25 protein-coding genes are annotated in these 26737 nt (G+C 61.8%); 17 read left to right on the plus strand and 8 right to left on the minus strand.

Going from position 1 to position 26737, the window contains the following annotated elements; translation table 11 throughout:
- The 5 genes from AKL28_RS08740 (at position 1) to AKL28_RS08760 (ending at position 4333) form a co-directional block, all read left to right on the plus strand.
- On the plus strand, positions 1 to 624 hold the full coding sequence (locus AKL28_RS08740; RefSeq protein WP_050467737.1) for an SPOR domain-containing protein: 624 nt from the start codon (positions 1 to 3) through the stop codon (positions 622 to 624).
- A 115-nt stretch (positions 625 to 739) separates the two neighbouring features.
- Positions 740 to 1441 (plus strand): thiol:disulfide interchange protein DsbA/DsbL, encoded by a 702-nt coding sequence (locus AKL28_RS08745; protein WP_050467738.1) that lies wholly within the window; start codon positions 740 to 742, stop codon positions 1439 to 1441.
- A 97-nt stretch (positions 1442 to 1538) separates the two neighbouring features.
- A complete protein-coding gene (locus AKL28_RS08750) occupies positions 1539 to 2345 on the plus strand; it encodes an SDR family oxidoreductase (RefSeq protein ID WP_050467739.1) in 807 nt (268 codons plus the stop codon).
- A gap of 46 nt (positions 2346 to 2391) precedes the next feature.
- Positions 2392 to 3345: a methionyl-tRNA formyltransferase gene (gene fmt / locus AKL28_RS08755; protein WP_050467740.1), complete on the plus strand. Its 954-nt coding sequence runs from the start codon at positions 2392 to 2394 to the stop codon at positions 3343 to 3345.
- Between the two features lie 82 nt (positions 3346 to 3427).
- Entirely contained in the window at positions 3428 to 4333 is a 906-nt protein-coding gene (locus tag AKL28_RS08760) for a LysR family transcriptional regulator (RefSeq protein ID WP_050467816.1), read from the plus strand.
- Between the two features lie 74 nt (positions 4334 to 4407).
- Here the strand turns inward: AKL28_RS08760 and AKL28_RS08765 are convergent, their stop codons facing one another.
- The 3 genes from AKL28_RS08765 to AKL28_RS08775 all read right to left on the minus strand — a co-directional run bounded on the left by AKL28_RS08765 (position 4408) and on the right by AKL28_RS08775 (position 6144).
- Positions 4408 to 4866, minus strand: a complete 459-nt coding sequence (locus AKL28_RS08765; RefSeq protein WP_050467741.1) for a cupin domain-containing protein — start codon at positions 4864 to 4866, stop codon at positions 4408 to 4410.
- A 60-nt stretch (positions 4867 to 4926) separates the two neighbouring features.
- Positions 4927 to 5538, minus strand: coding sequence for an isochorismatase family protein (locus AKL28_RS08770; protein WP_050467742.1), 612 nt, complete (start codon positions 5536 to 5538; stop codon positions 4927 to 4929).
- Positions 5539 to 5676: 138 nt separating this feature from the next.
- Positions 5677 to 6144 (minus strand): Lrp/AsnC family transcriptional regulator, encoded by a 468-nt coding sequence (locus AKL28_RS08775; protein WP_050467743.1) that lies wholly within the window; start codon positions 6142 to 6144, stop codon positions 5677 to 5679.
- A gap of 162 nt (positions 6145 to 6306) precedes the next feature.
- On the opposite strand from AKL28_RS08775, the gene rocD reads away from it, so the two are divergent.
- Entirely contained in the window at positions 6307 to 7548 is a 1242-nt protein-coding gene (gene rocD / locus AKL28_RS08780) for an ornithine--oxo-acid transaminase (protein ID WP_050467744.1), read from the plus strand.
- Entirely contained in the window at positions 7545 to 8426 is an 882-nt protein-coding gene (locus AKL28_RS08785; protein ID WP_050467745.1) for a dimethylarginine dimethylaminohydrolase family protein, read from the plus strand. The genes rocD and AKL28_RS08785 overlap by 4 nt, the downstream gene beginning before the upstream one ends.
- A 3-nt stretch (positions 8427 to 8429) precedes the next feature.
- On the opposite strand, the gene AKL28_RS08790 is transcribed toward AKL28_RS08785, so the two are convergent.
- Positions 8430 to 9020 carry a phosphorylase family protein gene (locus AKL28_RS08790; RefSeq protein WP_050467746.1) on the minus strand — a complete coding sequence of 197 codons (591 nt, stop codon included), beginning with the start codon at positions 9018 to 9020 and terminating at the stop codon, positions 8430 to 8432.
- A 187-nt stretch (positions 9021 to 9207) separates the two neighbouring features.
- On the opposite strand from AKL28_RS08790, the gene metH reads away from it, so the two are divergent.
- The 4 genes from metH (at position 9208) to AKL28_RS08810 (ending at position 15616) form a co-directional block, all read left to right on the plus strand.
- On the plus strand, positions 9208 to 12951 hold the full coding sequence (metH, locus tag AKL28_RS08795) for a methionine synthase (RefSeq protein ID WP_050467817.1): 3744 nt from the start codon (positions 9208 to 9210) through the stop codon (positions 12949 to 12951).
- 52 nt (positions 12952 to 13003) lie between these two features.
- The gene (locus AKL28_RS08800; RefSeq protein ID WP_050467747.1) at positions 13004 to 13300 is read left to right on the plus strand and encodes a WGR domain-containing protein; all 297 of its coding nucleotides are present in this window, start codon (positions 13004 to 13006) and stop codon (positions 13298 to 13300) included.
- Positions 13301 to 13620: 320 nt separating this feature from the next.
- Positions 13621 to 14802 carry an MFS transporter gene (locus tag AKL28_RS08805; protein WP_082221427.1) on the plus strand — a complete coding sequence of 394 codons (1182 nt, stop codon included), beginning with the start codon at positions 13621 to 13623 and terminating at the stop codon, positions 14800 to 14802.
- Positions 14803 to 14926: 124 nt separating this feature from the next.
- On the plus strand, positions 14927 to 15616 hold the full coding sequence (locus tag AKL28_RS08810; RefSeq protein ID WP_050467749.1) for a MarC family protein: 690 nt from the start codon (positions 14927 to 14929) through the stop codon (positions 15614 to 15616).
- Positions 15617 to 15643: 27 nt separating this feature from the next.
- Here the strand turns inward: AKL28_RS08810 and AKL28_RS08815 are convergent, their stop codons facing one another.
- The 4 genes from AKL28_RS08815 to AKL28_RS08830 form a co-directional block, all read right to left on the minus strand.
- Positions 15644 to 16288, minus strand: coding sequence for an LON peptidase substrate-binding domain-containing protein (locus tag AKL28_RS08815; protein ID WP_050467750.1), 645 nt, complete (start codon positions 16286 to 16288; stop codon positions 15644 to 15646).
- A 28-nt stretch (positions 16289 to 16316) separates the two neighbouring features.
- Positions 16317 to 17846, minus strand: coding sequence for a SpoVR family protein (locus AKL28_RS08820; RefSeq protein ID WP_050467751.1), 1530 nt, complete (start codon positions 17844 to 17846; stop codon positions 16317 to 16319).
- Positions 17843 to 19108 (minus strand): YeaH/YhbH family protein, encoded by a 1266-nt coding sequence (locus AKL28_RS08825; protein ID WP_050467752.1) that lies wholly within the window; start codon positions 19106 to 19108, stop codon positions 17843 to 17845. Before AKL28_RS08825 ends, AKL28_RS08820 begins: the two co-directional genes overlap by 4 nt.
- A gap of 117 nt (positions 19109 to 19225) precedes the next feature.
- Positions 19226 to 21148 (minus strand): PrkA family serine protein kinase, encoded by a 1923-nt coding sequence (locus tag AKL28_RS08830; RefSeq protein WP_050467753.1) that lies wholly within the window; start codon positions 21146 to 21148, stop codon positions 19226 to 19228.
- A gap of 241 nt (positions 21149 to 21389) precedes the next feature.
- On the opposite strand from AKL28_RS08830, the gene AKL28_RS24370 reads away from it, so the two are divergent.
- The 6 genes from AKL28_RS24370 to mnmE all read left to right on the plus strand — a co-directional run bounded on the left by AKL28_RS24370 (position 21390) and on the right by mnmE (position 26715).
- Positions 21390 to 21719 carry a hypothetical protein gene (locus AKL28_RS24370; RefSeq protein ID WP_156226276.1) on the plus strand — a complete coding sequence of 110 codons (330 nt, stop codon included), beginning with the start codon at positions 21390 to 21392 and terminating at the stop codon, positions 21717 to 21719.
- Between the two features lie 780 nt (positions 21720 to 22499).
- Complete coding sequence (gene rpmH / locus AKL28_RS23865) at positions 22500 to 22637, plus strand: 50S ribosomal protein L34 (protein ID WP_006461360.1); 138 nt, start codon at positions 22500 to 22502, stop codon at positions 22635 to 22637.
- Between the two features lie 29 nt (positions 22638 to 22666).
- The gene (gene rnpA / locus AKL28_RS08840; protein ID WP_082221424.1) at positions 22667 to 23068 is read left to right on the plus strand and encodes a ribonuclease P protein component; all 402 of its coding nucleotides are present in this window, start codon (positions 22667 to 22669) and stop codon (positions 23066 to 23068) included.
- Positions 23069 to 23081: 13 nt separating this feature from the next.
- Positions 23082 to 23429, plus strand: coding sequence for a membrane protein insertion efficiency factor YidD (gene yidD / locus AKL28_RS25375; RefSeq protein WP_082221425.1), 348 nt, complete (start codon positions 23082 to 23084; stop codon positions 23427 to 23429).
- Positions 23430 to 23445: 16 nt separating this feature from the next.
- Entirely contained in the window at positions 23446 to 25140 is a 1695-nt protein-coding gene (gene yidC, locus AKL28_RS08850) for a membrane protein insertase YidC (protein WP_050467757.1), read from the plus strand.
- A gap of 174 nt (positions 25141 to 25314) precedes the next feature.
- Positions 25315 to 26715 carry a tRNA uridine-5-carboxymethylaminomethyl(34) synthesis GTPase MnmE gene (gene mnmE / locus AKL28_RS08855; protein ID WP_050467758.1) on the plus strand — a complete coding sequence of 467 codons (1401 nt, stop codon included), beginning with the start codon at positions 25315 to 25317 and terminating at the stop codon, positions 26713 to 26715.
- Positions 26716 to 26737: the final 22 nt, after the last annotated feature.

The raw sequence follows: 26737 nt of genomic DNA on the forward strand, positions 1-26737 counted from the left end.
GTGAAACAGTTGAACGCGAAACATCACAAACAGGCCGGCGGCACGCTGCTGGGCCTGATCCTGGGTTTGATCGTCGGGCTGGGCATTGCCGTCGGTGTGGCGCTGATGATCACCAAGTCGCCGATTCCCTTCGTCAACAAGGTCGTCCGGCCGGAACGCGCCGATCCGACCCCGGCCCAGGCCGCCGACCCCAACCGTCCGCTGTACGGCAACCGCGACGCCAACCGCGACCAGCCGCAATCGCAGACGCCGGTGCCCCCCAACACGGCCGCAGCCCAGCCGGTTGTCCCGCCGCCGCCGGCCGCGCCGGCCAAGCCGGCTGAAACGAAGACTGCGGACGCCAAGCCTGCTGCCCAGGCGCCAGCCAAGAACGATGCCGTCGACGACAAATGGACCTACTTCCTGCAGACCGGCGCCTTCCGCGACCAGGCTGATGCGGAAAGCGCCCGCGCCAAGCTGGCCCTGCTCGGCTTCGAAGCCAAGGTCACCGAGCGCACCGCCGACAGCGGGGTGCTGTACCGCGTGCGTATCGGCCCCTTCGAGCAAGCAGAATCGATGAACCGGACGCGCAGCAAATTGTCCGATAACGGGGTTGATGCGGCGATCGTCCGCATTCCCAGGTAGTCCCTCAAACAAGAATCCGATTCGTCCCGGCAACTGGGGATAGCTGGCGGGCTAGTCGGATTCGGGGGCCGTGTCATCGGCCCTTTTCGAATATCCATCAGAGAAGGGTAATTTCATGCGTTTCTATCAACAGCTGCTGGCGGCAGTCAGCTTTGGCGTGCTGGCCCTGTCGGCCAGCGTGAATGCGGGCGCTTCGCCGGCCAACCCGCAAGTGGGCGCCGACTACCGCGTGCTGGACCAAGCCCAGCCTACCGATTCGGGCAACAAGGTTGAGGTCACGGAGTTCTTCTGGTTCGACTGCCCGCATTGCGCCGCTTGGGATCCGTCGCTGACGGCCTGGGTCAAGAAGCAAGGCGACAAGATCAACTTCAAGAAGGTGCCGGTGGCTTTCCGCGACAGCTTCGTGCCGCAGCAGAAGCTGTACTACGCACTGGAAGCGATGGGCCGTGCGGAAGAACTGACGCCGAAGATTTTCCAGGCTATCCACGTTGAAGGGCAGCGCATCAACACCGACAAGACCATCCTGGCTTATATCGAGAAGATCGGCCTGGACAAGCAGAAATTCCTCGACCTGTACAACTCCTTCGGCGTGCAGACCAAGGCCCGCCGCGCAGCACAGCTGCAGGAAGCCTACAAGGTCGACGGCGTACCGATGATCGCGATCGACGGCCGTTACGTCACCTCGCCGGCCGTGGTCGGCGTGGCGCTGGCCAACCAGCCGGAGTCGATGCAGCAGGCAGCCGCGTTGCAGGTGATGGACCACCTGGTGGCCAAGGCCGCAGCCGAGAAGGCGGCCGGCGCAGCGAAGAAGAAGTAAGCGCAGCCGATCCGGAAACGGCCCGCGTCCGCAAGGCCGCGGGCCGTTTTCATTTCCAGCTGTCCATTCGTATTCATCAGAACAGACAGGAGCCGACATGGCAGATTCCCACGGCACGACGAAAGCGCAGCGCGTTTTCCTGACCGGCGCCTCCAGCGGCATCGGCATGGCGCTGGCGCGCGCCTATGCGCAGCAGGGGGCGACGCTGGGGCTGGTGGCGCGGCGCGCGGCCGAACTGGAGGCCTTGCGCGCCAGCCTGCCTGATCCGCAACGCCATCGCATTTATGTACTCGACGTTACCGACCACGCAGCGCTGCAAGCGGCGGCTGATGCCTTCATGGCCGAGTTCGGCGGCGCCGACGTGGTGATCGCCAATGCCGGCATCTCGCAAGGCACGCTGACCGAGTACCGCGAAGACCTGGCCGCCTTCGCGCGCATCATGGCGGTCAACGTCACCGCCACGTTTGCAACTTTCACGCCTTTCGTCGCGCGCATGAAGGCGCTGCCCGAGGATGAGCGCCGCCGCTGCCGGCTGGTCGGCATCGGCAGCGTGGCCGGCATCCGTGGCCTGCCGGGCGCCGAGGCCTATAGCGCATCCAAGGCCGCGGTCATCAGTTACTGCGAATCGCTGCGCGTGGAGTTGCGCAGCAGCGGCATCAAGGTGGTGACCATCGCGCCGGGCTATATCGACACGCCGATGACCCAGGTCAACCACTACCGCATGCCCTTCCTGCTGACGGCAGAAAAATTCGCCGCACGCGCGTTGCGCACGATTGCCGACGGCGCCAGTTACCGTGTCATCCCGTGGCAGATGGGCGTAGTGGCCAAGCTGCTCAGGATGGCGCCCAACTGGCTGTACGATATGGCATTCGCGCGCGCCCCGCACAAGAAACGCAACCTGTAATTTCTGCTGCCGCCGGTGATTGCCGGCGGCAGCATCTGGAGTCCCCATGAAGATCATTTTCGCCGGCACGCCGGAATTCGCCGCCGTCGCACTCGAAGCGCTGTACGCTGCAGGCCACGACATCACGCTGGTGCTGACCCAGCCCGACCGCCCCGCCGGCCGCGGCATGCAATTGCAGGCCTCGCCGGTCAAGCAGTGTGCGCAGAAGCACGGTACCCCGGTAGCGCAGCCGGTCTCGCTGCGGCTGGACGGCAAGTATCCCGACGTCGCCAAAGAAGCGCATGAGCTGCTGCATGCGACGCCGCACGACGTCATGGTGGTGGCTGCCTACGGCCTGATCCTGCCGCGCAGCGTGCTCGACATCCCGCGCCTGGGCTGCATCAACATCCACGGATCGCTCTTGCCGCGCTGGCGCGGCGCCGCCCCCATCCACCGCGCCATCGAAGCGGGCGACGCCGAGACCGGTATCACCATCATGCAGATGGAAGAAGGGCTCGACACCGGCCCCATGCTGCTGATTGAAAGCTTGCCGATCACCGACGACGACACCACCGGCAGCCTGCACGACAAGCTGGCTGCGTTGGGCGGCAAGATGATTGTTGAAGCGTTGGCCTGGCTGGAACAAGGCCAATTGCCCGCCACGCCGCAACCGGAGCAGGGCGCCAATTACGCCGCCAAGATCGCCAAGGAAGAGGCCGCGCTCGACTTCTCGCAACCGGCTGCCGAGCTGGCGCGCAAGATCCGCGCTTTCAATCCCTTCCCCGGAGCCAGTGGGCGCTTCGGCGACACCGTCATCAAGCTTTGGCAGGCGCAGCCGGTAAGCGTCGCGCTGCGGGGCGAGCCGGGCCAGGTGCTGTCGGCCGATGCCCAGGCCGGCATCGTGGTGGCTTGCGGCGACGGTGCGCTGCTGCTGACCGAGTTGCAAAAGCCGGGCGGCAAACGCCTGCCGGCATCGGAATTCCTCAAGGGCTTCGCGCTGGAGGGCGGACGCTTCGCCTGAATGCCGCAGCTTCAGGTTGAGGCAATACCCGACGCAAGAGCGGGACGCAGGGTAGGGAGTGCTTTTCCAAAAGGGGGAAATCATGGATCAATTGACGGCAATGCGTACATTCCGTCACGTAGTCGACGCCGGGGGATTCTCGGCAGCGGCGCTGGTGCTGGACATGTCGCACAGCGTAGTGTCGCGCCAGGTGAGCCAGCTGGAGCAGGCGCTGGGCGCGCAATTGCTGAACCGCACCACGCGCCGCTTCGCCCTGACGGAAGTGGGGCAGGCCTACTATCAGCGCTGCGTACAGATCCTGGACCAGATCGAGGATGCGGCGCAAATGGTGCACCACCACCAGAGCCACCCTTCAGGCCTGCTGCGCATCAATGCGCCGATGGTGTTCGGCATCATGGAAGCCGGCAAGTGGCTGCCGGAATTCATGCGCAGCTATCCCGACCTCAAGGTCGACTTCGTGTGCAATGACCGTTTCGTGGACCTGATTGCCGAAGAGTTCGACGTCGGGTTGCGCATCACGCGTACGCTCCCGGATTCCACGCTGGTCGCCAAACGCCTGTGCGCCAGCGACATGGTATTGGTCGCCGCGCCTGCCTACGTGAAACGGTACGGCGCGCCGCGCACTCCCGCTGACCTGGCGGCCCATAACTACATGGCGTATTCGCTGGCGCTGCAGACTACCGAACTGACTTTTTCCGGTCCGGACGGTGCGCTGTCCAATGTGGCCGTCAACGGTAATTTGCAGTCCAATACCGGCATGGTGGTATGCGATGCGGTACGCGCCGGCATGGGAATTACCGCCTCGGCTACCTTCGTCGTATGTGAAGACCTGCGGCGTGGCGACCTGGTGCAGCTTTTGCCCGACTACCAGTTGCACTCACGCGACCTGTATGCGCTCTATCCGCAAAACCGCCACATGTCGCCCAAGGTGCGCGCCTTCGTCGACTTCGTCGGCGACTACTATGCCCGGAACTGCTGGGCGTTCTGAATATCGCTTATCCGGCACAAATAAAAACCCGCTGCAAACGTCGTTGCAGCGGGTTTTTATTTTGGGGAATGCGTTTACTTCTTTTCGACCGGCACCAGGTCGAAATGATCCGCCTGATATTGGAACAGCACGCAATCGTCGCCCTTTTCACAGCCGCTGTAATGCGGCATGCGCGCCGGCAGGTTATAGAAGGAACCAGCCGGGTATTGGATACGCTTGCCATCGATCACGGCGTAGAAGGTGCCCTTCAGGACCACCGTCGGCAGGTTCTGCGTATGCAGGTGGTAAGGATTGTCCTTGCCGGCCGGGAAGATCACGAAGGCGTCGTAAGGACCCTTGCCGGTGATGCTGCCGCGTACGTCGGCAACCTTGATGCCGCCGGTCCCAGGCAGTTCGCGCCATTGCAGTTCGGATGCGGGGAACGAGACCAGCGGTTGCGCCTTGGCTTCGGCTTTCCTGGCGTCGGCGGCCACGGTGGCGGAAGCGGCAGCGAGGCCGGCGATCAGCAGGGTTGCGGTAACGATACGTTTCATGTTGGTGTACTCCTTCAGTTGGGTGGATAAAACAAGAAGAAAGACAACGTCCTGTTCGGGTCAGGCCACGTCCATGTCGAGGATGTCGTTGGTGTTGAGCACGCTGCCGAAGGTATCGGCGATGCCGACCAGCGATGCGCGGTGCAGCGCGTCGTGTGCAATGACGCTGCCGTCCGGCGACGCGATGTCGCGCGTGGCGCAGGCATCGGCGGCTACGATTACTTCGAATCCGGCCGGCGCCGCATCGCGGGCCGCACCTGCCACGCAGGCATGGGTCATCAGGCCGGTGATCAGCAAGGTCTTGATGCCGGCAGCCTTGAGTTGTGCGTCGATATCGGTGCCCTGGAAGACGCTGACATTGGCTTTCTTGACCAGGTGGTGATGCGCTGCCGGCTGGATGTCGGCGTGGATAGCGACGGTGGCGCCGTCTTCAGCGAAGATCGGCGTGCCGGCCGGCGTTACATGCTGCACATGGAACACCGGCATGCGGTGGCGGTCGGCCATGGCAACCAGCCGCTTGGCGTTGGCCAGCGCAGCACGGCCATCGGGGATCGGCATCATGCCGGTGAAGTATTCGTTCTGGAAATCGATGACCAGCAGGGCGGTGCTGGCGGCCTCAAGCGACACCGGGACGAGTGCGCCGGCGATGCTGCGGATGGTGGGATGCGACATGTTCTGCTCCTGGTTGATTGACGACAGGACGCAGCATAGTCAGGCGCTCGCGTGCCGCACAGTAGCTGCACACGACAAGACCTGTGCTGAAAACGCACAAATCAGGAAGGACGGGTTTCAGGAAGGAGGGGCTTTGCCTCAGTCGGGGATCGGCAGCGGGCTGGCCGGTTTGATCTCCTCCATACACACCATCGAGCGCACGCCGGCCACGCCCGGCACCTGCATCAGGCGGTCGGTAAGGAAGGAGGACAGGCTTTTGAGGTCGACCGCGGCCACCTTGAGCAGGTAATCGAAGTCGCCTGAAATGGTGTAGCACTCCAGGATTTCCGGGAATTGCCGGATCGCTTTTTCCACACTGCGCACCTGCTTGAATTGTTCGCGCGCCAGCGAGAGGCTGACGAAGGCGATCACGCCCAGCCCCAGCGCGGCCGGCTCGACCTGGGCCGCATAGCCGCGGATCACGCCTTCCTGCTCCAGCCGCTGCACGCGGCGGTAGCACTGCGGAGGCGACAGGTTCACCTTGTCCGACAATTCGACATTGCTGGCGCGGCCGTTCTGCTGCAAGGTTTCCAGAATAATGCGGTCGAAACGATCGAATTTTTCCATGATGATGGATTTTTAGAATGAATCGTTCATATTTTAGTATTTAAAGGAATAAAAACGAACAGTAATTTCATTCTGTTGAAACTATCATGTATCCATGGAATCAATTGGCGGTGCCGGGCGGATCTTGCCGCAAAGGCTGCGCCAATGTGCATGGGAGGCAATATGAATGCCCGCATCGGTAACCTGCACATCGCATTGGAACAACGCTATTGCGCGCACAACTACGCACCGCTGCCGGTAGTGCTTAGCCGGGGGCACGGTGTCTGGCTGTGGGACGACCAGGGGCATCGCTACATGGACATGATGTCGGCCTATTCGGCCGTCAGCTTCGGCCATGCCAACGTCGCGCTGGTGGAAGCGTTGACGCAGCAGGCGCAGCGTCTCTCGGTGACTTCGCGCGCCTTCTACAGCGACCGGCTGGGGCTGTTCCTGCAACGCCTGTGCGAGATGACAGTAATGGAACGCGCGCTGCCCATGAACAGCGGCGCCGAGGCGGTGGAGACGGCCATCAAGGCTGCGCGCAAATGGGCCTACAAGCGCAAGGGCGTGGCCGATGGCCGTGCGCGCATCGTGGTGTGCCGCGGCAACTTCGCAGGCCGCACCACCACCATTGTCGGTTTCTCGTCGGAGGCGCAGTACCGTGACGGCTTCGGCCCTTTCGACGGCGGCTTCGACAGCGTGCCGTTCGGCGATGCCGCCGCACTGGAAGCGGCCATCACGCCCGATACCGCCGCCTTCCTGGTCGAGCCCATCCAGGGCGAAGGCGGCATCATCGTGCCGCCCGAGGGTTACCTGCGGCAATGCCGCGAAATTTGTACGCGCCATCGCGTCCTGATGATTTGCGATGAGGTGCAGACCGGGCTGGGGCGTACCGGCAGGCTGCTGGCTTGCGACCACGAAGGCGTCCGGCCCGATGGCTTGGTGCTGGGCAAGGCGCTGGGCGGCGGCTTGTTGGCGGTGTCGGCTTTCCTCGCATCGAGCGAGGTGATGGATGTGTTTTCCCCGGGCGACCATGGCAGTACCTTCGGCGGTAACGCGCTGGCGGCGGCAGTCGGCTTCAAGGCGCTGGAGCTGCTGCAGGATGGCGCCCTGGCGGCCAATGCCGAGCGGCTCGGGAGGCGTTTGCGCGAGGGCTTGCGCGCCATCGGCCATCCGGCGATCCGCGAGGTGCGCGGCAAGGGTTTGCTGATCGGCATGGATCTCGATCCCCATGTGATCGGTGCGCGGGCGTTTTGCGAACGCCTGATGGCGCACGGCATTCTGTCCAAGGAAACCCACGAAACCGTGGTGCGCTTCGCGCCGCCGCTGGTGATCGACGACGAACAGATCGATACCGCCTTGCGCGCCATCGGCGAGGTTTTCCATGAAATCCCGCTAGTCCAACCACAAGGAGAATCAACATGAAGCCGCAACGCCACGAGGTCTTCCTGATGTGCCCGCCAGGACACTTCGAAGTGTCCTATGTGATCAATCCCTGGATGGAAGGCAATGTCGCGCTTGGCGACCAGGCACTGGCCGCCCGGCAGTGGCAGGCGCTGCGCGACGGGCTGGGGCAGGTGGCCGAGGTACGCGAGATGCCGTCCGCCGCCGGCCTGCCGGACATGGTATTTACCGCCAACGGCGGCCTGGTGCTGGAGGACAAGGTGGTGCTGTCGCGCTTTCGCCATGCCGAGCGCCAGGGGGAGGAAGCGCATTTCGCCGGATGGTTCGCGGAACAGGGTTTGCGCGTGCTGCGCATGCCTGATGCGATCGCCTTCGAAGGCGCCGGCGACGCCTTGCTGGACCGGCAGTCCGAACTGCTATGGATGGGGTACGGCCATCGCACCGACGTGCGTGCTGCGCCGTTGATCGCCGGCTGGCTGGACATCGAAGTGCAATCGCTGCAACTGGCCGATCCGCGCTTCTATCATCTGGATACCTGTTTCTGTCCGCTCGAAGGCGGCCATGTGATGTACTACCCGGCCGCGTTCGATGCCGCTTCGCAAAAGGCGATCTCCTGCCGGGTGCCGCAGCAGCGGCGCATTGTCGTCGGCGAGCAGGATGCACTGGATTTCGCCTGCAATACCGTCAATGCCGGCCGCCATGTGTTCCTGAACCGGGCCTCGCCGCCATTGCGCACACAGCTGGAGGACAAGGGATTCGAGGTGCATGAGACACCGTTGTCCGAATTCATGAAGGCTGGCGGCGCCGCCAAGTGCCTGACCCTCAAGTTGACGGAACCGCGCCGGCGCGCGGCCAATGCCGGCCGGCTGGCGGAGGGGACGGTGCGCTTGTCGGCGTAAGGCTTACCTGCCGATCACCAGCGGCAGGTGGCGCCAGAACAGTTCCGCGCCCAGATGCACCTTGTCTTGCCAGTCGCTGGCCGAATCGTCGTCGGCGCCGTCGGTGATGAACTTGAAGGCGCGCCAGGGCACGCCGAAGTGGCGGCACACGCGGGCGATGGCGAACAGCTCCATGTCCACCAGGTCGATCTTCTGCTGCAGCAGCCAGTCGTCGGTGGCGGTGACGAAGCTGTCGCCGGTGCCGCACACCACACCGGGATAGCCCGATTCCAGCCGCGCCGGCTGCTCGGTTTCGCTCACCAAGGGCGTGACGCCGCGCGGCGCCAGCGGCATGGCCATCATGTCGCGCTGGACTACGGCGGCCACTTCCAGCAGGCCATCGTGCAGAGGGTCGATCTTGCCGGCGGTGCCGAAGTTGATCACCAGCTCGGGTTTGCCGGCCAGGATGCGCTGGGCCGTGTGCAGGGCGGCATTGACCTTGCCGACGCCGCAGTAGACCACTTCCACGTTGGGAGGGGCATCGGCGGCGTCGAGTTCGCTTTCAAGGGCGGCGAGGATGACGATGCGGGAGAACGGGTTCGAAGGCTGTGACATGGGATGTTGTTGTTTTGAAATGTTGCGATCTTGCCGGGCGCAAGCGCCCGCCGCTGGGGAAGGATAGCCCCTTTGGCGTATAATTTAGCCATATTTTTTCGCCCTAAAACCGGCCCTGCGACGGCCGTTTTTTTTGTCCCGGCTCCGGGACATGGCGCATTTCCGCTCCAAGACGAGAACCAGCCAGATGAAGCCAAACGAACTCTGCCAGACCGAATTGCTGTTGCGCGACCTGATGTCCAAGCGCATCCTGATCCTCGATGGCGCCATGGGCACCATGATCCAGCAGTACAAGCTGACCGAGGAAGATTACCGTGGCGAGCGTTTCGCCGACTTCAGCGTTCCCGACAAGGAGCTTTTCGTCAAAGGCAACAACGAGTTGCTGTCCCTGACCCAGCCGCACATCATCCAGGAAATCCACGAGCAGTACCTGGCGGCCGGTGCCGACCTGATCGAAACCAATACCTTCGGCGCCACCGGCGTCGCCCAGGACGATTACCACATGGCCCATCTCGTCTACGAGATGAACCTGAAGTCGGCCCAGCTCGCGCGTGCCGCCTGCGACAAGTATTCGACGCCCGACAAGCCGCGTTTCGTGGCCGGCGCCCTCGGCCCCACGCCCAAGACCGCCTCGATCTCGCCGGACGTCAACGACCCGGCCGCGCGTAACGTCACCTTCGACCAGTTGGTGGCCTCGTATCTGGAGCAGACCCGCGCGCTGGTCGAGGGCGGTTCCGATGTGCTGCTGGTCGAAACCATTTTCGACACGCTCAACTGCAAGGCCGCGCTGTTCGCCATCGACACCTTCTTCGAAGAGTCAGGCAAGCGCCTGCCGATCATGATTTCCGGCACCGTCACCGATGCCTCCGGCCGTATCCTTTCCGGCCAGACCGTGACCGCGTTCTGGAACTCGATCCGCCACGCGCGCCCGCTGACGGTGGGCCTGAACTGCGCGTTGGGTGCGGCGCTGATGCGTCCCTACGCGGAAGAATTGTCCAGGATCGCCGACACCTACGTTTGCATCTACCCCAATGCCGGCCTGCCCAACCCGATGAGCGACACCGGCTTCGACGAGACGCCGGACGTCACGTCTGCGCTGTTGAAGGAGTTCGCCGAAAGCGGTTTCGTCAACGTCGCCGGCGGCTGTTGCGGTACTACGCCGCCGCACATCAAGGCGATTGCCGAAACCGTGGCGTCGATCGCGCCGCGCAAGATTCCCGAGACCACGCATGAAATGCGCCTGTCGGGCCTGGAGCCGTTCACCATCAATGACGAATCGCTGTTCGTCAACGTCGGCGAACGCACCAATGTCACCGGCTCCAAGGCCTTCGCCCGCCTGATCCTCAACGAGCAGTACGACGAGGCGCTGGCCGTGGCGCGCCAGCAGGTCGAGAACGGCGCGCAGATCATCGACATCAACATGGACGAGGCGATGCTCGATTCGGTCGCCGCCATGACGCGCTTCCTCAACCTGATCGCTTCCGAGCCCGACATCGCGCGCGTGCCCATCATGATCGACTCCTCCAAGTGGGAAGTCATCGAAGCCGGCCTGAAGTGCGTGCAAGGCAAGTCCATCGTCAATTCCATCTCGATGAAGGAAGGCGAGGCGAAGTTCCTGCATGAGGCCAAGCTGTGCCGCCGCTACGGCGCGGCCGTGATCGTGATGGCCTTCGACGAGGTCGGCCAGGCCGACACCTTCGCCCGCAAGACCGAGATCTGCGAGCGCGCCTACCGCCTGCTGGTGGACAAGGTCGGCTTCCCGCCGGAAGACATCATCTTCGACCCCAACATCTTCGCGGTGGCTACCGGTATCGAAGAGCACAACAACTACGCGGTGGACTTCATCGAAGCCACCCAGTGGATCCACGACAACCTGCCTTATGCCAAGATCAGCGGCGGCGTGTCCAACGTGTCCTTCAGTTTCCGCGGCAACGACCCGGCGCGCGAGGCGATCCACACCGTGTTCCTGTACCACGCCATCAAGGCCGGCATGACCATGGGCATCGTCAACGCCGGCATGATCGGCGTCTACGACGACCTGCCGGCCGAACTGCGCGAGGCGGTCGAGGATGTGGTGCTCAACCGCCGCCCCGATGCGACCGAACGCATGATCGAGATCGCCGCCACCCTCAAGGCTGGCGACAAGAAGGAAGAGGCCACGCTGGAGTGGCGCGGCGAGTCGGTGGAAAAGCGCCTGGCGCATGCGCTGGTGCACGGCATCACCCAGTGGATCGTGGAAGACACCGAAGAGGCGCGCCAGAACCTGCTCAAGTCAGGCGGCCGCCCTATCCACGTGATCGAAGGCCCGCTGATGGACGGCATGAACGTGGTCGGCGACCTGTTCGGCCAGGGCAAGATGTTCCTGCCGCAGGTGGTGAAGTCGGCGCGCGTGATGAAGCAGGCGGTGGCCCACCTGGTCCCCTTCATCGAGGAAGAGAAACGCCTGCAGGAAATCGAAACCGGCGTGGTGGCCAAGCCCAAGGGCAAGATCGTGATCGCCACCGTCAAGGGCGACGTGCACGACATCGGCAAGAACATCGTCACCGTAGTCCTCCAGTGCAACAACTTCGAGGTGGTCAACATGGGCGTGATGGTGCCGTGCTCGCAGATCCTGGCCAAGGCCAAGGAAGAGAATGCAGACATCATCGGCCTGTCCGGCCTGATCACGCCTTCGCTGGAAGAGATGGCCTACGTCGCCAAGGAAATGCAGCGCGACCCGTATTTCAGCGGCGTGAAAATGCCGCTGCTGATCGGCGGCGCCACCACTTCGCGTGCGCACACCGCAGTCAAGATCGCGCCGAATTATGAAGGCCCGGTGGTCTACGTGCCGGACGCTTCGCGCGCGGTGTCGGTGGCGCAATCGCTGCTCACGCCCGAGCAGAAGGACCAGTACATTGCCGATATCAATACCGACTACGAGCGCATCCGCGAGCAGCACGCCAATAAGAAGGCAGTGCCGATGCTGGCGCTGGCGGCCGCACGCGCCAACAAGACCCAGCTGGATTTCGCGCCGGTCAAGCCAAAGTTCATCGGCCGCCGCGTGTTCAAGAACGTCGACCTGGGGATGCTGGCCAACTATATCGACTGGGGCCCGTTCTTCCAGACCTGGGATCTGGCCGGGCCTTACCCTGCCATCCTCAAGGATGAAGTGGTGGGCGAAGCCGCCTCCAAGGTGTTCGAGGAAGCCCAGGCCCTGCTCAAGAAGGTGATCGATGGCCGCTGGCTGACCGCCAACGGCGTGGTGGCGCTGCTGCCGGCCAATACCGTCAACGACGACGATATCGAAATCTATACCGACGACTCGCGCAGCCAGGTCGCCTTCACTTACTACGGCACCCGCCAGCAGACCGAGAAGCCGGTGGTGGATGGCGTGGCGCGTCCCAACCAGTGCCTGTCGGACTTCATCGCACCCAAGGCGTCGGGCGTTGCCGATTACATCGGCATGTTCGCCGTGACGGCCGGCCTGGGCATCGAGAAGTACGAGAAGCGTTTTGAGGATGCCCATGACGATTATTCCTCGATCATGCTCAAGGCCCTGGCCGACCGCCTGGCCGAGGCCTTTGCCGAATACCTGCACGAACGTGTGCGCAAGGATTTGTGGGGCTATGTGCCGGACGAGTCGCTGACCAACGCCGAACTGATCAAGGAACAATACCTCGGCATCCGCCCGGCGCCGGGCTATCCGGCCTGTCCGGAGCATACGGTCAAGGTGGATGCCTTCCGCGTCATGCAATGCGAGGAAATCGGCATGCAGCTCACCGAGTCGTACGCCATGTTCCCGGGCGCGGCGGTGTCGGGCTTCTACTTTGCACATCCGCAGTCCAAGTACTTCGTGGTCGGCAAGATCGGCGAAGACCAAGTGGAAGACATGGCCCAACGGCGCGGCGTGCCCAAGGAAGAGATCGAGCGCTGGCTGGCGCCCAATCTCTAAGAACCTGAATGCGCTATTGAATTCGTATACCGTCCTGCTATCATCCTGCGCCATGATCGATTCCGCCGACAACGCCACCCATCCGCTGCCCGTGACCGGGGCCACGCGCCTGCACTTTTCAGATGCCTCGCGCAGCACCTTTACGGTAGACCTCGGCCAGGACTTGCTGGGCGACTGGATTCTGACCCAGACCTGGGGCGGCACGCAGATGCAGCGCGGCGGCGGCAAGCGCATCGTGGTCGACGGCCATGAAGCGGGCCTGCTGATGCTGCAGAAGATCGCGCAGAAGAAAGAGCGCAACGGTTATGACCAGGTGCATCCGTATCATGTGCGTTCGCATTGGCTGTAACGCTTCGCCGTCAGCTTCTGACAAAGGCCGTCCGTTGGGCGGCCTTTGTTTTTTTGGCCTCTTCCGCATGGCCTTGGCGGAGATGCGATCCAGTGCTTTGCTTGCTGTTGCGCGCAGTCTGATGTGGCGCCTGCAGCCAAAATGCCACCGTGTTAGTCTGTGCAGCTCACGCCGCCACCCGGGCGGCATGATGTCGAAACGATAAAAACAACAAGCGCGCCGGCCTCATCTTCAATATAAGAATACGGAGAAAAACAGTGGATTCCAGTCCATCCATCCAGGCGGCAAGCCTGCATCAGGTCGATTCGCCTTACGCCGCCATGCGGCTCTTCATCACGCTGATCCTGATGATCGTCGGCGCCAGCGGCATGTATGTAGTGGCGGTGGTGCTGCCGGAGGTGCAGGCCGATTTCGGCGTCGAGCGTGGCATGGCCTCGTTGCCGTACACGCTGACAATGCTGGGGGTGGGCGTAGGCGGCATGATGATGGGACGCCTGGCCGACAAGGCCGGCATTACCGTACCGCTGATGCTGGGCGGCGCCTGTCTCGGTGGCGGGTTTATCGTGGCGGCGCTGGCGCCCAATATCTGGGCCTTCATGGCGGCGCACTGTATCCTGATCGGCCTGCTCGGCACGTCGGCGACCTTTTCGCCGCTGGTGGCCGATACCTCCTTGTGGTTCCTCAAGCGGCGCGGCATTGCTGTCGCGGTATGCGCCAGCGGCAATTATCTGGGCGGCGCCATCTGGCCGCCGATCGTGCAGCATTTCGTCGGCGTGGTGGGCTGGCGGCAAACCTATATCGGGTTGGGCATCTTCTGCGCCGTTGTCATGTGCTTGCTGGCCTTGCTGATGCGTGCGCGTCCGCCGTCGCTGGCGACGGGCGTCAATACCGCGCGCGCCGGCGCCGGCAACCGACCCTTCGGCTTGTCCACCCGCCAGGCGCAACTGCTGTTGTGCGTGGCCGGCGTGGCCTGTTGCGTGGCGATGGCGATGCCGCAGGTGCATATCGTCGCCTATTGCGGCGACCTCGGTTTCGGTCCTGCACGCGGCGCGCAGATGCTGTCGCTGATGCTGGCCTGCGGGGTGGTGAGCAGGCTGGTGTCGGGTGCGATTTGCGACCGGATCGGCGGCTTGCGCACGCTGCTGCTGGGTTCTGTCTTGCAATGCGTGTCGCTGCTGCTGTTCCTGCCGTTTGACGGGCTGGCTTCCCTGTACGTGATTTCGGCGCTGTTCGGCCTGTTCCAGGGCGGCATCGTGCCATCCTATGCGATTATCGTGCGCGAGTATTTCCCGGCGGCCGAGGCCGGGCAGCGCGTGGGCGCGGTCATCATGTGCACCATGTTCGGCATGGCGCTGGGCGGCTGGATGTCGGGCAAGATCTTCGACCTCACCGGTTCCTATCACGCGGCGTTTGCCAATGGCATAGGCTGGAACCTGGTCAACCTTTCCATTGCATTCCTGTTGCTCATGCGGGTGCGCGGCGCTCGCCTGAAGACGGCCTGAGCGCCGTTCAGGGGGCGGGGGCCGTCCGTTGCGGTTGGCATCCTGGCGGCTTTCCGCTACGCTTGTGGATGGCGAGAAATTTGCGCCATCCCGATAACGATTTGCCACCCTCCCTGCGTCCAGCATGTTGATCCTGTTCCTCAAAGCGGCCATCCTGATCCCGATCACGCTGCTGCCGATCCTGAACCCGCTTGGCATCGCCCCGGTGTTCGCCAACTTGCTGGGCAATGTCAGCCGCAAGACGGAAAAGAAGATCGCGCGCCAGGTGGCGATCAATTGCTGGTTCATGCTGGTGGGGGCGATTTTCATCGGTTCGCACGTGCTGTCGTTCTTCGGTATTTCGCTGCCTATCGTGCGTGTCGGCGGCGGCTTGCTGGTGGCGGTATCGGGCTGGAAACTGCTCTCCAACAACAGCCAGGACTCGGCCATTCCCAACCAGGTGGCCAAAACCTACGACGAAGACCTGCCGGATGAGGAAATCAAGGCCCGCAGTTTCTATCCGCTGAGTTTTCCATTGACCGTCGGGCCAGGCACCATCGCGGCATCGATCACGCTGGGCGCGAACACGCCCACGCGTTTGCTGGACTGGGTGATTTCGGTGGGGAGTGCGGCCTTCGGCGCGGCGCTGACCGCGCTGGCGATTTTCCTGTGCTACAACTATGCGCAAAAGCTGGTGAACCTGATGGGGCGCCTGGGTACGATGGTGGTATTGCGCTTGTCGGCGTTCATCTTGTTGTGCATCGGTATCCAGATCTTCTGGTCGGGCGCGGCGGCCTTGCTGGCGGAGGCCGGCATCAGTGGCGTAGCGCCTTGAGAACCTGTTCCTGGGGTTGATGGCTGATTATTTCAGCCAGCCTAGTTCATCCAGCGCATCCTGCACCAGTTCCAGCCGCACCAAGGGATTGTTCAGCGCCAGCAGCGCTTGCTTTATCTCGACCGGCACCGGCATCATCTCGGCCCAGCGGTTGGCGACCCAGCCGCAATCGTTGAGCTTGAACGGTGGGGCGATCGGTATCTCACTCTCCGGCAAGCCCTGGCGCATCACCGATTGCAGCAGATGCTCCAGCGCTTGCGATGTGTTCATCAGTTCTTCGGGAATTGCCACCGCATGGTCGGCTTCCATCATCTCCACTTCGGCCGTCCATAGCCCATGCTTTTGCTGCTCCGCCTGCAGGATGCGAAAGCGCGCGGCGCCGCTGCAGGCAATGCGCATCAGGCCCGCCGAGGGGGTGGACCATTCGTTGATGCTGGCTATCGTCCCGACGCCGACGAAACGCTCCATGTGGCCCGGCCGGCGCACTTCGGAACCTTCCGTCAGCGCCACCACGCCGAAGCTGCTGCCCTCGGCAACGCATTTTCCGATCATGTCGAGGTAGCGCACTTCGAAGATCTGCAAGGGCAGGCGGCCATCGGGAAACAAGGTGCTGGCCAGCGGAAACAGCGGGATGGTCTGGGTCGAAATCGGTGGGCGGGGTGCGGCGGGCATAGTCAGTTTCGCGCAAGCGCATGCACGGTCATGTGCGCAGCATATACCGGTTTTCCGCCACGCATTCGTAGCGCTGCACGATATAGCCGTTGTCGTCCACGCTCTCCAAGTAGACGTCGAATTGCCATAGCCGCGCCATGTGGCGCAACACTTCGTTGGTGCTGTCGCCCAGCGAGCGGCCGTCGCTGCGGAAATGGCGCAGCGTCAGGCTGCGGTTGCCGCGCGTGTTGACCGACCATACCTGGATATTGGGCTCGCGGTGGTTGATGTCGTACTGGCGCGAGAGCGCCTGGCGCACATACTGGTAGCCGCGCTCGTTGTGGATGGCCGAGACTTCCATTTCGCTGCGGGCCTCGTCGTCGAGCACCGCGAACATGCGCATATCGCGCATCAGCTTGGGCGACAGGTACTGCGCCACGAAGCTCTCATCCTTGAAATTGCGCATCACGTGGTGCAGGGTTTCCAGCCAATCGCGGCCGGCGATGTCGGGAAACCACTCGCGGTCCTCATTGGTCGGGTCTTCGCAGATGCGGCGGATGTCGCTCATCATCGAAAAGCCCAGTGCATACGGGTTGATGCCGTTGTAATAGGGCTTGGTGATGGGCGGCTGGAACACCACGTTGCTGTGCGAATGCAGGAACTCCATCATGAAGCCGTCGGTCAGCCGGCCCTGGTCGTACAGTGTATTCAGCAGCGTGTAATGCCAGAACGTGGCCCAGCCTTCGTTCATCACCTGGGTCTGGCGCTGCGGATAAAAATACTGGCCGACCTTGCGCACGATGCGCACCACTTCGCGTTCCCAGGGCTCCAGCAGCGGCGCATTCTTTTCGGCGAAGTACAGCAGGTTCTCCTGCGGTTCCGGCGGGAAGCGTTCTTCGACCAGCGCAGTGGCCGCTTCCTTCTTCGCCGGCAGTGTGCGCCACAATTCATTGACCTGCGACTGCAGGTAGGTTTCGCGCTCGCGCTGGCGCGCCCGTTCCTGGGACAGCGACAGGTGTTGCGGGCGCTTGTAGCGGTCCACGCCGTAGTTCATCAGGGCATGGCAGGAGTCCAGCAGTTCCTCGACCCGCTCGAAACCATGTCTTTCCTCGCACTCGGCGATGTAGTTGCGGGCGTACACCAGGTAGTCGATGATGGCGCTGGCATCGGTCCACAGCTGGAACAGGTAGTTGCCTTTGAAAAAGGAATTGTGGCCATAGGCCGCGTGCGCGATGACCAGCGCCTGCATGGTCATCGTGTTTTCTTCCATCAGGTAGGCGATGCAGGGATCGGAGTTGATCACGATTTCATAAGCCAGGCCCATCTGGCCGCGCTTGTAGTCGCGCTCGGTCAGCATGAAATGCTTGCCGTAGGACCAGTGCCGGTAGTTCACCGGCATGCCGTGCGAGGCGTAGGCATCCATCATCTGCTCGGCCGAGATGATCTCCAGCTGGATCGGATAGATGTCCAGCTTGTATCCCGCCGCCACGCGTGCGATCTCGTCGTTGTAGCGTTCGATCAGGTCGAAGGTCCAGTCCGACGGGCAGGGCAGCGGATCGTACTTGAAGCGGCTGTTCATGCATGCACCTGTTTTTCAAAGAGTTCGCGGAACACCGGGTAGATCTCGGCAGCCGATTGCACCTTCTTCATGGCGAAGTGCGGGTGCGAATCGATCAGTTGCAGGTACTCGGTCCACAGGTTTTGTTCCGGCTCGGCCACCTGGATGTAGGCGAAGTAGCGCGTCAGCGGCAGGATGGCGTTTTCCAGGAGCTCACGGCACTTGGGAGAGTCGTCGTTCCAGTTGTCGCCGTCGGATGCCTGGGCGCCGTAGATGTTCCATTCGCTGGGGGGATAGCGTTTGGTGATGATGTCGTGCATCAGTTCCAGCGCGCTGGAGACCACGGTGCCGCCGCTTTCCTGCGAATGGAAGAAGGTCTCCTCGTCGACTTCGTCGGCGCGCGTGTGGTGGCGGATGAACACCACCTCGATGTGCTCGTAATTGCGCGTCAGGAACAGGTAAAGCAGGATGAAGAAGCGCTTGGAGAGATCCTTGCGCTGCTCGTCCATCGAGCCCGAAACGTCCATCACGCAGAACATCACGGCGCGGCTGGACGGCTGCGGCTGGCGCACGCGGTTGACGTAGCGCAGGTCGAACGGGTCGATGAAGGGAATGCGCCAGATACGCGAGCGCACATGGTGGATCTCTTCTTCCAGCAACTTGATTTCCGGCAGATGCTCGTTCGGATTGCGGTTGAGTTCGTTCAACTGCTCTTCAAGTTCCTCCAGCTTGCTCTGCAGCGGCGCCCCCAGCGCGATGCGCCGTCCCAGCGAGCTGCGCAGCGAGCGCACGATATCGATGTTGGTGGGCGACCCATCCACCGAATAGCCGGCACGCATGTTCTTCCAGTTGGGAAGCGTCATCAGGTTGGTTTCCACCAGCCGCGGCAGCTCCAGGTCTTCGAAGAAGTACTGCATGAATTCTTCACGCGTCAGTTCGAAGGTGAAGTCATCTTCTCCTTCGCCCTCGTTGCTGGCGGCGCTGCCGCCTTCACCGCCGCCGCCGTTTTGGCGCGGGATGCGGTCGCCCTGCAGGTAATCCTGGTTGCCCGGATGCACGGCCTCGCGCCGGCCGCCCTTGCCGTGATGGAAGAAGGGCTCCGAGACATCCTTGCGCGGAATGCTGATGCTTTTGGATTGTTCGAGATCGGTGATGCTGCGGTCGCGGATCGCATCCGCCACCGAGCGTTGGATATGCCCACGGAAACGCCGCAGGAAGCGCTCCCGGTTGGCAATGCCCTTGTTTTTGCCAGCTAGCCTACGGTCGATAATCTGATGCAGCACTGTCCGTTCTCCTGCTGGTCCTCAGCGGGCGGGCTGTCGCGGCAGTCTTTGCAGACAGCCCGAATGTGTTGCCGGCGCACACCGGTCGCTGAAGAACCGGTGCGCGCCAAACGCGGCTTAAGACGACTTGCGCACGCGCAGATACCATTCGCACAGCAGGCGCACCTGCTTGGGCGTGTAACCCTTGCTGACCATGCGGTTGACGAAATCTTCGTGCTTTTGCATTTCTTCCGTGGAGCCCTTGGCATTGAAGGAGATGACCGGCAGCAGGTCTTCGGTGTTGGAGAACATCTTCTTCTCGATCACCACGCGCAGTTTTTCGTAGCTGGTCCACAGCGGGTTCTTGCCGCCGTTGTTGACCCGTGCGCGCAGCACGAAGTTGACGATCTCGTTGCGGAAGTCCTTGGGATTGCTGATGCCGGCAGGCTTCTCGATCTTTTCCAGTTCGGCGTTGAGCGCCGCGCGGTCGAAGCTCTCGCCGGTGTCGTGGTCGCGGTATTCCTGGTCCTGGATCCAGAAGTCGGCGTAGGTCACATAGCGGTCGAACACGTTCTGGCCGTACTCCGAATACGATTCCAGGTAGGCGGTCTGGATTTCCTTGCCGATGAATTCGGCGTAGCGCGAGGCCAGCGTGTCTTTCACGAAGGACAGGTATTTCTGTTCGACCTCCTGCGGGAACTGCTCACGCTCGATCTGCTGTTCCAGCACATACATCAGGTGCACCGGGTTGGCCGCCACTTCGGTGCTGTCGAAATTGAACACGCGCGAGAGGATCTTGAACGCGAAGCGCGTCGAGATGCCGGTCATGCCTTCGTCGACGCCGGCGTAGTCGCGGTATTCCTGGTACGACTTGGCCTTGGGGTCGGTGTCCTTCAGGTTTTCGCCGTCATACACCTGCATCTTGGAGAACAGGCTGGAGTTTTCCGGCTCTTTCAGGCGTGTCAGGATGGAGAACTGCGCCATCATCTTCAGCGTGCCGGGGGCGCATGTGGCCTTGGCCAGCGATGAGGTGCGGATCAGTTTCTCGTAGATCTTGATTTCTTCGGACACGCGCAGGCAATACGGCACCTTGACGATGAAGATGCGGTCCAGCAGCGCCTCATTGTTCTTGTTGTTGCGGAAGGCCTTCCATTCCGATTCGTTGGAGTGGGCCAGGATCACGCCGTCGAAGGGGATCGCGCCGAAGCCCTCGGTGCCCTTGAAGTTGCCTTCCTGTGTCGCGGTCAGCAGCGGGTGCAGCACCTTGATCGGCGCCTTGAACATTTCGACGAATTCCAGCAGGCCCTGGTTGGACAGGCACAGGCCGCCCGAGTAGCTGTAGGCGTCGGCGTCGTCCTGCGAATACTGCTCCAGCTTGCGGATATCGACCTTGCCTACCAGTGTGGAGATGTCCTGGTTGTTCTCGTCGCCCGGCTCGGTCTTGGAGATGGCGATCTGGCGCAGGATGGAGGGGTAGCGCTTGACTACGCGGAACTGGCGGATGTCGCCGTTGTATTCATGCAGGCGCTTGACCGCCCACGGGCTCAGGACCGGCTTGAGATAGCGGCGCGGGATGCCGTACTGTTCTTCCAGGATGGCGCCGTCTTCGTCGTAGTCGAACAGGCCCAGCGGCGATTCATTGACCGGTGAACCCTTGATGGAATAGAAGGGCACCTGTTCCATGAGCTGTTTGAGGCGTTCGGCGATGGACGATTTGCCGCCGCCGACCGGCCCCAGCAGGTAGAGGATCTGCTTTTTTTCTTCCAGCCCTTGCGCGGCGTGGCGGAAATAGGCGACCACTTGCTCGATGACTTCCTCGGCCCCGTAGAACTCTTTGAAGGCGGGATAAACCTTGATCACCTTGTTGGCAAAGATGCGCGAGAGCAGCGGGTCTTCCCGGGTGTCGACCTTTCCCGGTTCGCCGATGGCCATCAGCATCCGTTCGGCAGCAGATGCATACACCGCCGGATCGTTCTTGCAAAGATTCAGATACTCTTCAAGCGAACATTCTTCTTCTCTGGTCTTGTCGAACCGGCTTGCAAAGCTGCTGTAGATATCCATACCACCTCCGTCGCTTCAGAAAATACGAAACAGATTCATATGTTTGGACTTGCCATCTGCGGTTATCAAAGAACGCGTCGGTGACTCGGGAAGGCGTCATTGCCGAAGTGTTCTTTGAAAGCCGTAGCATCAACAGCGCGATGCAAAAGACCTTGGTTTTTATTCTATTCCTTTTCTCTTTCTGCTACTGATCGATTCGTATGGTCTTTGTTTCAGCATAGGCCGGATTTATTTTCACGTAATGGAAAACACCCTGTGTTTTGCATCTCTTCTTGCAGAAACGGGCTGCCGGCATGCTGTCGGATTGCGCGATGAATCCCCTTTCTCCCATGCTCTCTCAATGTGCAGCAAGGCGTTGCGGTTGACGTTACGGTGCGCTATTTTTGCGCACCACGCCACCAGGAAAAACCTGACCGCCAATATGGAAAAACGGCGCAGCAACGGAGCTTTCGGCCTGCCCTCCAGCCGCGCACGCTTTGCCGGTCTTTTGCGTCACCCATATGCGCGCGCATCCCTCGCTTTAGTTATAGCTGGAATCGTGCCAGATGGGGGACTTCTTGTGCGCGTGTAGCGATATGCTGTGCCGCGATGTGGCCGGCTGCGGCCTGGGCAATGTTCTTTTCGCTGCGTAACAGCGGGGCCTTTTTTGTAACCGCGGCAGGGCAGGTTCGCCAAGTGTTGCTGTTCAGCCTCATTTGCGATGCCTGCGGCGCTGGCGGATCGCAGGCCTTCGGCCGGCATCGGATTTTTCCGCATGTCGATATGCGGGGCATGCATGCTGCTGTGCGATAAAGCGGTTCTTTAATATGAAGACGTGCTGTCGAAATCTTTTAGAACATATTGGGCGGACGGCTTTCAGGCTTGATGGCATGCCGCACGATTGTATTTCCTTGATGCATCATTTTCGTGCGCAGTAGATAGTAATGATAGTTGGTGCAAAAGTAATGACATGGAGGAAACTTTTTTGTGTGAGCCATTGCCTGTTTGGAAAATTTGCCACGCCGGTATGGCCGGACCTGCCTGCCGGACGATCAGGATGCGCCCAAAAGCAGATAAGTCATTGACAGGTAAATGGAAAATGCAGTCTAATTCAGGGTTCACCATCTGAAGAATTGCGCACGGTGCCGTCGCAGTGCTCTTTCAGCTTTCAGCGAGTCGGAATACCAACGTATAAAGACAAGAAGACGCGAAGACAAAGAGGGGCCGACAAATGGTGTCAGCGATGCGGGGCTGCCGTGGTAATGGACAGCAGGGCATCGGTGATGCGGAACAGGCACATTGAAAGCGGTTCCAGAATTCCGATTTATTTTTGCTGTTTGCTGAATAAGCATTCCAACTAAGCGAGTCCAACATGAAACGTACTTACCAACCTTCCGTCGTGCGTCGCAAGCGTACCCACGGTTTCCGCGCTCGTATGGCAACCCGTGGCGGCCGTGCCGTCATCAACGCTCGCCGCGCCAAGGGCCGCAAGCGTCTGGCTGCTGTTTAATCAGCTACGACAGTGCGCTGCTGCATCGCGTGACGGACGTACTTCCTACGCTCTCTACGCTTTTCCCACGCGATCGGCGAATCGTTAAAACGGATGAGTTTTCATCCGTTTTTCGTTTGCGCCCCGTCCATCGTACGGAGCATTTCGTGTTGTACGCGCGCCGCAACAACTTGCCGCATGCCCGCCTGGGTGTGGTGGCGGCCAAGCGTTTTGCACCGCGTGCGGTAACGCGCAATACGATCAAGCGCGCCACGCGGGAACTGTTCCGCCAGGCTTCCTTGCCGGCGGTTGACTGCATCGTGCGTTTGTCCCGGCCTGTGAACACCAAACGGGATGCGGCAACCAACTCGGCGCTCAAGACTGCTTTGCGGGCCGAGCTGACGCAGTTGTTCGCCTTTTTGCCGAACGCGCCAGCGTTTGCCAGGAAATAGGAAGTCGGAAGTGATGAAAACGCCTTTGCTCCTGCTGTTACGTGCCTATAAGCTGGGAGTGAGCCCTTTTCTCGGGCAGAATTGCCGTTTTTATCCCAGTTGTTCCGACTATGCCGCCGAGGCAGTACGTCTGCATGGTGCGCTCAAAGGCAGTTTGCTGGCGGGCAAGCGCTTGTGCAAATGCCATCCCTGGCATCCCGGCGGCCTCGATCCTGTTCCCGGTTCGCCCGGCGCCGCCGATTGCCAGGATGACGGCAAGGCGGCAATTGAGGCTCCCCTGATTTCCCAACGTTCTTCGCCGCAGAGCAGTGCGGCGCGAGTTCCCCCTGCTGTGGCCGCTGACGGTTGCAGTCACTCCTGAACTAACCAATACGCATATGGATATCAAACGTACCGTCCTGTGGGTTGTATTCTCCTTCTCTTTGCTGTTGCTCTGGGATGGCTGGATGCGCCATAACGGACATCAGTCGATGTTCTTCCCATCGGCGAACCAGACTCAGGAGCAGGCAGCCAATCCTGCGGCCCCGGTCGCCAGCCCGTCCGGCTCGCCGGTGCCGCAGGCCGGAACATCGGCGCCTGCCGCAGTTCCCGCCGACGCGTCCGCCGCACCGGCTGGCAAGGGCGAGACCATCACCATCACCACCGACGTGGTCAAGGCCGACATCGACACCCTGGGCGGCGAACTCAAGCGCCTGGAACTGCTCAAGCAGCGCGACGTGGTCGACCCGAGCAAGAACCTGGTGCTGTTCGACTCGGGCGCAACCCACACCTACCTGGCTGAAACCGGCCTGATCGGCGGCGCCTTCCCCAACCACAAGTCGCTGTTTACTGCCAAGCCGGGTGTGCGCACCCTGGACAACGGCAATGAAGTGCAACTGGTGCTGGAAGCCGAACAAGGCGGCGTCAAGCTGACCAAGACCTACACCTTCAAGCGCGACAGCTACCTGATCGACCTCAAGCACACCGTCACCAACGACAGCGGTGCAGCGATCAATCCTTCGCTGTACCTGCAACTGCTGCGCGACGGCAACAAGCCGGGCGGCGAATCGCACTTCTACAGCACCTTTACCGGTCCGGCCGTCTACACCGACGCCAGCAAGTTCCAGAAGATGACCTTCGAGAAGATCGAAGAAGGCAAGGCCGAGCACGCCACCAAGGCCGACAACGGCTGGATCGCGCTGGTGCAGCACTACTTCGTCTCGGCCTTCATCCCGCCGCAGCAGGCGCCGCGCGATATCTTCACCAAGAAGGTCGCCACCAACCTGTACGCGGTCGGCACCATCCTGCCGCTGGGCACCGTGGCGCCTGGCGCTTCGGTGACCATGGACGCCCACCTGTACTCCGGCCCGCAAGAGTCGAAGGTGCTGGAAGCCACCGCTCCCGGCCTGGAACTGGTCAAGGATTATGGCTGGCTGACCCTGATCGCCAAGCCCATCTTCTGGCTGATGACCCACATCCACGCGCTGGTCGGCAACTGGGGCTGGACCATCATCCTGCTGACCGTGCTGATCAAGCTGATCTTCTTCCCGCTGTCGGCCGCTTCGTACCGCAGCATGGCCAAGATGAAGGCGGTCTCGCCGCGCATGCAGGCCATCCGCGAACGCCACAAGGGCGATCCGCAGGCCATGAACCGCGAAATGATGGCGATGTACAAGACCGAGAAGATCAACCCGCTGGGCGGCTGCCTGCCTATCGCGATCCAGATCCCGGTGTTCATCTCGCTGTACTGGGTGCTGCTGGCATCGGTGGAAATGCGCGGCGCGCCGTGGCTGGGCTGGATCCATGACCTGACCGCCCCGGATACGCTGTTCGGCACCATCCCTTACTTCAACATGCCGGTCGGCCTGTTGCCGATCATCATGGCGGGTTCGATGTTCCTGCAGACCAAGCTGAACCCGACCCCGCCGGACCCGGTCCAGGCCAAGGTCATGATGTTCATGCCGCTGGTGTTCTCGTTCATGTTCTTCTTCTTCCCGTCCGGCCTGGTGCTGTACTGGGTGACGAACAACATCCTGTCGATCGCACAGCAATGGGTGATCACCAAGAACATCGAAAAAGGCAAGACCAAGTAATCGGATCGTTGCGCCAATCCCGGTGCGCCGGGACTGATCCTGAAAAAACCCGTGGGAAATCACGGGTTTTTTTTCGGTCGCGAATTCTTCACAGGCCTTAACATTGTGGTTGTGCCGAGTTTTAAGGAAGGGCGGGCACCGCAAAAGCCACTACGACAATAAATGACTCACACGATGACTTTCGATTCCTCTCCTATCGCCGCCATCGCCACCGCACCCGGACGCGGCGGCATCGGCGTAGTCCGCATTTCCGGCAAGAACCTGGCGCCGGTGATTGCCGCGCTGTGCGGCCGCGAGCGCCTGGCGCCGCGCCATGCTACTTATTTGCCGTTCCGCCGTGCCGACGGCAGCCCGATCGACCAGGGCCTGGCGATCCACTTCCCGGCGCCGCATTCCTACACCGGCGAAGACGTGCTGGAACTGCAGGGCCATGGCGGTCCGGTGGTGATGCAGATGCTGCTGGCGCGTTGCCTGGAGGCCGGTGCCGAGATTGGTTTGCGCCTGGCCGAGCCGGGCGAGTTCACCCAGCGTGCCTTCCTCAACGACAAGATCGACCTGGCCCAGGCCGAAGCGGTGGCCGACCTGATCGAGGCCACGACCGAAGCAGCCGCCAAGTCGGCATCCGAATCCTTGAGCGGCGCGTTCTCCAAAGTCATCCATGAACTGGTGGAACAGGTCACCAGTTTGCGCATGCTGGTGGAAGCCACGCTCGACTTCCCGGAAGAGGAAATCGATTTCCTCAAGCAATCCGACGCGCGCGGCCAGCTGGCAAGAATTCGTGCGACCCTGGAAGACGTTTTCAAGCATGCCGCCCAAGGTGCGCTGTTGCGCGACGGCTTGAATGCCGTGCTGGCCGGCAAGCCCAATGTGGGCAAGTCGTCGCTGCTGAACGTGCTGGCCGGATCGGACGTGGCCATCGTCACACCGATCGCCGGCACCACCCGCGACAAGGTCACGCAGACCATCCTGATCGAAGGCATGCCGCTCAACATCATCGACACCGCCGGCATTCGCGAGGCGGGTGAAGACGGCAGCGGCCCCGATGAAGTCGAGCGCATCGGCATCGAGCGCACCTGGGCTGAAGTGGCCAAGGCCGACGTCATCCTGCACATGCTCGACGCCGATCTCGGCCCCACGCTGGAAGATGAGAAGATCACATCGCGCTTCCCTGAAGGCGTGCCCATCGTCCGCATCTGGAACAAGATCGACCGTTCCGGCCACAAGGCCGCGGTGGACCAGATGCCGGATGCGACGCACGTCTATATTTCCGCATCGGAAGGGCAGGGCGTGGACATGCTGCGCGCAGAACTGCTGCGAATCGCCGGATGGCAGCAGACGGTGGAGTCGCGCTATCTCGCGCGCGAACGCCATCTGCTGGCACTGAAGGCGGCCGACGAGCACCTGGCGCACGCAGCCGCACACGCCGCGCTCGACAACGAGGCGGGCGAGCATGCGCTGGACTTGTTCGCGGAAGAGCTGCGCCTGGCGCAGGAGCGGTTGTCGAGCATCACCGGCAAGTTCACGCCGGATGATTTGCTGGGAGTAATTTTCTCGCGCTTCTGTATTGGAAAATAGTGAGTATTCCAGCCATCGAACT

The sequence above is a fragment of the Herbaspirillum chlorophenolicum genome (assembly GCF_001189955.1).
GTDB classification, from domain to species: domain Bacteria; phylum Pseudomonadota; class Gammaproteobacteria; order Burkholderiales; family Burkholderiaceae_D; genus Herbaspirillum; species Herbaspirillum chlorophenolicum.

Excerpts from the sequence above, each read along its gene's own strand:
- AKL28_RS08785 (WP_050467745.1), top strand. The coding sequence starts at position 7,545 with ATGAAGCCGCAACGCCACGAGGTCTTCCTGATGTGCCCGCCAGGACAC.
- metH (WP_050467817.1), top strand. The coding sequence starts at position 9,208 with ATGAAGCCAAACGAACTCTGCCAGACCGAATTGCTGTTGCGCGACCTG.
- yidD (WP_082221425.1), top strand. The coding sequence starts at position 23,082 with ATGAAAACGCCTTTGCTCCTGCTGTTACGTGCCTATAAGCTGGGAGTG.
- mnmE (WP_050467758.1), top strand. The coding sequence starts at position 25,315 with ATGACTTTCGATTCCTCTCCTATCGCCGCCATCGCCACCGCACCCGGA.
- AKL28_RS08810 (WP_050467749.1), top strand. The coding sequence starts at position 14,927 with ATGTTGATCCTGTTCCTCAAAGCGGCCATCCTGATCCCGATCACGCTG.
- AKL28_RS08750 (WP_050467739.1), top strand. The coding sequence starts at position 1,539 with ATGGCAGATTCCCACGGCACGACGAAAGCGCAGCGCGTTTTCCTGACC.
- AKL28_RS08770 (WP_050467742.1), bottom strand. The coding sequence starts at position 5,538 with ATGTCGCATCCCACCATCCGCAGCATCGCCGGCGCACTCGTCCCGGTG.
- rocD (WP_050467744.1), top strand. The coding sequence starts at position 6,307 with ATGAATGCCCGCATCGGTAACCTGCACATCGCATTGGAACAACGCTAT.
- fmt (WP_050467740.1), top strand. The coding sequence starts at position 2,392 with ATGAAGATCATTTTCGCCGGCACGCCGGAATTCGCCGCCGTCGCACTC.
- AKL28_RS08805 (WP_082221427.1), top strand. The coding sequence starts at position 13,621 with ATGCGGCTCTTCATCACGCTGATCCTGATGATCGTCGGCGCCAGCGGC.
- AKL28_RS08820 (WP_050467751.1), bottom strand. The coding sequence starts at position 17,846 with ATGAACAGCCGCTTCAAGTACGATCCGCTGCCCTGCCCGTCGGACTGG.
- rpmH (WP_006461360.1), top strand. The coding sequence starts at position 22,500 with ATGAAACGTACTTACCAACCTTCCGTCGTGCGTCGCAAGCGTACCCAC.
- yidC (WP_050467757.1), top strand. The coding sequence starts at position 23,446 with ATGGATATCAAACGTACCGTCCTGTGGGTTGTATTCTCCTTCTCTTTG.
- AKL28_RS08790 (WP_050467746.1), bottom strand. The coding sequence starts at position 9,020 with ATGTCACAGCCTTCGAACCCGTTCTCCCGCATCGTCATCCTCGCCGCC.
- AKL28_RS08745 (WP_050467738.1), top strand. The coding sequence starts at position 740 with ATGCGTTTCTATCAACAGCTGCTGGCGGCAGTCAGCTTTGGCGTGCTG.
- AKL28_RS08800 (WP_050467747.1), top strand. The coding sequence starts at position 13,004 with ATGATCGATTCCGCCGACAACGCCACCCATCCGCTGCCCGTGACCGGG.
- AKL28_RS08760 (WP_050467816.1), top strand. The coding sequence starts at position 3,428 with ATGGATCAATTGACGGCAATGCGTACATTCCGTCACGTAGTCGACGCC.
- AKL28_RS08830 (WP_050467753.1), bottom strand. The coding sequence starts at position 21,148 with ATGGATATCTACAGCAGCTTTGCAAGCCGGTTCGACAAGACCAGAGAA.
- AKL28_RS24370 (WP_156226276.1), top strand. The coding sequence starts at position 21,390 with ATGGAAAACACCCTGTGTTTTGCATCTCTTCTTGCAGAAACGGGCTGC.
- AKL28_RS08815 (WP_050467750.1), bottom strand. The coding sequence starts at position 16,288 with ATGCCCGCCGCACCCCGCCCACCGATTTCGACCCAGACCATCCCGCTG.
- AKL28_RS08775 (WP_050467743.1), bottom strand. The coding sequence starts at position 6,144 with ATGGAAAAATTCGATCGTTTCGACCGCATTATTCTGGAAACCTTGCAG.
- AKL28_RS08765 (WP_050467741.1), bottom strand. The coding sequence starts at position 4,866 with ATGAAACGTATCGTTACCGCAACCCTGCTGATCGCCGGCCTCGCTGCC.